This window comes from Flavobacterium sp. (assembly GCF_046317795.1).
Lineage (GTDB): Bacteria > Bacteroidota > Bacteroidia > Flavobacteriales > Flavobacteriaceae > Flavobacterium.
This window is the reverse complement of the sequence record NZ_JBKCVI010000161.1, coordinates 1-3,637: the sequence shown is the minus strand read 5'-3', so window position 1 is coordinate 3,637 and position 3,637 is coordinate 1. Positions and strand designations below refer to the sequence as shown.

The following is a 3,637-nucleotide window of genomic DNA, read 5'->3' as shown; positions in this document are numbered from 1 at the left end:
GCGTTATTATTTTTGAACGTTAAAACACAAGTTTTATAAGCCATCATCATGAAAAAAAAAATAATCTTTTTATTCCTTATAGTTTCATCAGTTTCCTTTGCTCAAAACGTTCGATTCGAAGGCACCATTACAGACAACAATAAAGCACCACTCGAAATGGCCAATGTGATGGCAATGAACCAAGGCACCAAAGCCATGGATGCCTATGCTATTACCAATGAAAAAGGTAAATTTATTTTGAATTTAAATGCCAATGCTACCTACATCATAAAATTGAGTTATTTAGGAATGCAAAGCAAAGAGATTACTATAACTACCCAAACTCAAAATATTACGCAAAGCATTACAATGGAAAGCGGCGGAATTGACCTTGAAGGAGTTGAAATTGTGCGCGAAATGCCAGTATCAATAAAAGGAGATACCATCGTTTATAATTCTGATTCTTTTACCAACGGAACAGAGCGTAAACTCGAAGATGTGCTGAAAAAATTGCCTGGAGTTGAAGTTGATGCCGAAGGGCAAGTAAAAGTGGAAGGTAAATCGGTTACAAAGTTGATGGTCGATGGAAAAGATTTCTTTGATGGCGATACCAAACTTGGCGTAAAAAATATTCCTGCAGATGCTATTGATAAAGTACAAGTACTGAGAAACTACAATGAAAACTCAATAATGAAAGGCGTCGAGAATAATCAAGACAATCTTGCGATGAATATCAAATTAAAAGAAGGAAAGAAAAACTTTTGGTTTGGCGATATGACAGCAGGTGCAGGAGTTGGTCACGTGGATACCCGCTATAATATTGCGCCAAAAGCGTTTTATTATAGTCCAAAATACAGTATCAATATCATTGGCAATAGTAATAATGTAGGAGAACAAGCTTTTACAATACAAGATTATTTTAGGTTTAGTGGTGGTTTTAGAAATATTACTGGAAAAGGTGGCGGTAGCATAAATGTAGGAAGTAATTCATTGGGAATTAATTTTTTTCAAGATGATAGAGTAAAAGAAATCGAATCGCATTTTGGAGCCACGAATTTTTCGTATAATCCTACAAAGAGCTGGAGTTTCAGCGGATTTGTCATTGCTACTTCAACTTTAGTTGATACCGACACACAATCAACAGTAAATTTTTTACAGCCAAATTCGGAACAAGTTGCTTCTGCCGAAATTAGAGATGATATTGGTAATCAAAAAAATAATCTAGGATTGTTTAAATTCAGTTCTGTCTATAAACCAAGCACTAAATTTCAACTCGATTATGATATTCTAACCCGACTTTCGGCACAAAGAGAAAATAATAATTTGAACCGACAAGTATTTGATTATTTAGAAGACACCACTTCGAGTGAAAATATTTTAACCTCAAAAAGGCAAGATCCAATAAATATCAATCAAAATCTTAGTTTTTATTATACACCTACCGATAAGCATATTTTTGCCTTTGAAAGTCAATATTTATATCAAAACGAAGATCCATTATACAACGCCAATTTAGAGTTTCAACCTTTTGATTTTGATGGGTATAATGAAAGTCAAAACCGAAACGATATTACACAAAGTCGATTTATTAAAACCAATAAATTTGACAGCCGTCTCGATTATTATTATGTACTTACTCCAAAAGTAAACCTCAATTTTACTTTGGCCAATTCCTATGTGTATCAAAGTTTGAATTCTTCTGTTTTTCAACGTTTGGATAACGGAACCATTAATAATTTGACTGCCACAGAAAACACCAATGATGTGGGTTATCGCTTTAACGACTCTAGCTTAGGGTTTCATTTAAAATGGTTAACAGGTAAATTTACCTTTACGCCCGGAGTAACATTGCATCGTTTTAATCTCGTTAATTCTCAGTTAGCAACAGATACTAAACAAGAATTGACACGATTTTTACCCGATTTTCAAATGATTTATCAAATAAAAAAGTCCGAATCATTAACCTATAACTTTGCGTTGACCAACAATTTTACCAACGTAAACAACTTTGCAGTAGGAAGAATTTTTAATAGTTATAACAGTTTGTTTTCCGGAAATCGAAACTTACAAAACTCAGTGGTGCAATCACATACGTTGAATTATCAAAAATTCAATATGTTTAATTTTGAAAATTTTGGAGGATTTATAAACTACACCCGAACCACAGAAGCGGTAAAAACAAGAGCATTATTTGAAGGGGTAAATCAAATAGGTTCGCCTTTTAATTCGCCTTTTGGTGATGAAAATCTTTCCGGAAACTTTCGCTATGGTCGTTCCTTTTTAAAATATTACAAAGCTAATTTTAGTACTACTATTAATTGGAGTAAATTTTATAACATTCAAGTGAATCCCCTAACCTTAGTTGATGAGGTTGTAAATACCGAAAGTTTCACTCAAAATTACAGAATAGGCGCTTCTACTAATTTTAAAGACATTCCAAATATTGAATTGTCCTATAATTATACGGTTAATCAATATCCAAATGATACTTTTTATACCGATAGCCCTTCGGTTAAATTGGATTATTTCTTCTTGAAAAGTTTCTCCTTTGTTTCTGAATATGAGTTTTTTCATTACTACAATAACGATAATACCGTTGATCAAGAATATGACTTTCTATCGGCAAGCTTGACCTATCAAAAAACAAAAGCCAGTCACATGGAGTATAGAATATCCGCAACAAACATTTTGAATACCACTTCAATTAATGATGATAGTTTCTCTCAGTTTTCTACTAGAAATTCTCAATATCAAGTACAGCCGAGATATATAATTTTTAGTTTAAAATATAATTTGTAGCCAAGAACCTGCTGTCCGCTCTATCTTTTTTGTTTTGTCATGCTGAGCTTGTCGAAGCACAAAACAAAAAAGGATGCCGCTCCCATCAGTCTTGCCTATGGCAGGTAAAAAGACAGGAAAAAAAACCCGTTCATTTGAACAGGTCTTTCTTTGCGTCCCGAAGCTTCGGGATTGCGACAATATCTTTGCGTCTTTGCGTTTAAATTATTAAATTCCAAAAGCCGCTTTCACATTATCTACAAAATCTAATTTCTCCCAAGTAAATAAATCTACTGTAACGGTTTTAGTCAATCCACCGGGAGCAGCAAAAGTTTTAGTAACAGTTTGTGGGGTTCTTCCCATATGACCATAAGCGGCAGTTTCACTATAAATTGGATTTCTCAATTTCAATCGTTGTTCTATAAAATAAGGACGCATATCAAAAATTGCCTCTACTTTTTTGCTGATCTCTCCATCAGTTAAATTCACTTTTGAAGTGCCATAAGTAACCACATTGATAGAAGTTGGTTTTGCCACTCCAATAGCATACGAAACTTGCACTAAAACTTCATCACATAATCCGGCAGCCACTAAGTTTTTTGCAATATGACGTGTAGCGTACGCAGCACTTCTATCCACTTTACTTGGATCTTTTCCAGAGAAAGCACCGCCACCATGAGCTCCTTTTCCACCATACGTATCCACAATGATTTTTCTTCCGGTCAAGCCAGTATCACCATGTGGTCCACCAATTACGAATTTTCCAGTTGGGTTAATATGATACGTAATATTATCATTAAAGAAATGAGCATATTGAGGATATTTTGCTTTAATTCTTGGAATTAAAATAGACACTAAATCACTTTTAATTTTTGCCAAC

The 3,637-nt window shown here is 34.0% G+C and carries 2 protein-coding genes; one reads left to right on the top strand and one right to left on the bottom strand.

The window, feature by feature from the left end:
• Positions 1-48 precede the first annotated feature (48 nt).
• Positions 49-2,778 (top strand): carboxypeptidase-like regulatory domain-containing protein, encoded by a 2,730-nt coding sequence (locus tag ACK5ON_RS09695; RefSeq protein WP_409821998.1) that lies wholly within the window; start codon positions 49-51, stop codon positions 2,776-2,778.
• 207 nt (positions 2,779-2,985) lie between these two features.
• Here the strand turns inward: ACK5ON_RS09695 and ACK5ON_RS09690 are convergent.
• The coding region (locus tag ACK5ON_RS09690) for a methionine adenosyltransferase domain-containing protein (RefSeq protein WP_409821996.1) at positions 2,986-3,637 on the bottom strand (652 nt) is incomplete at its 5' end.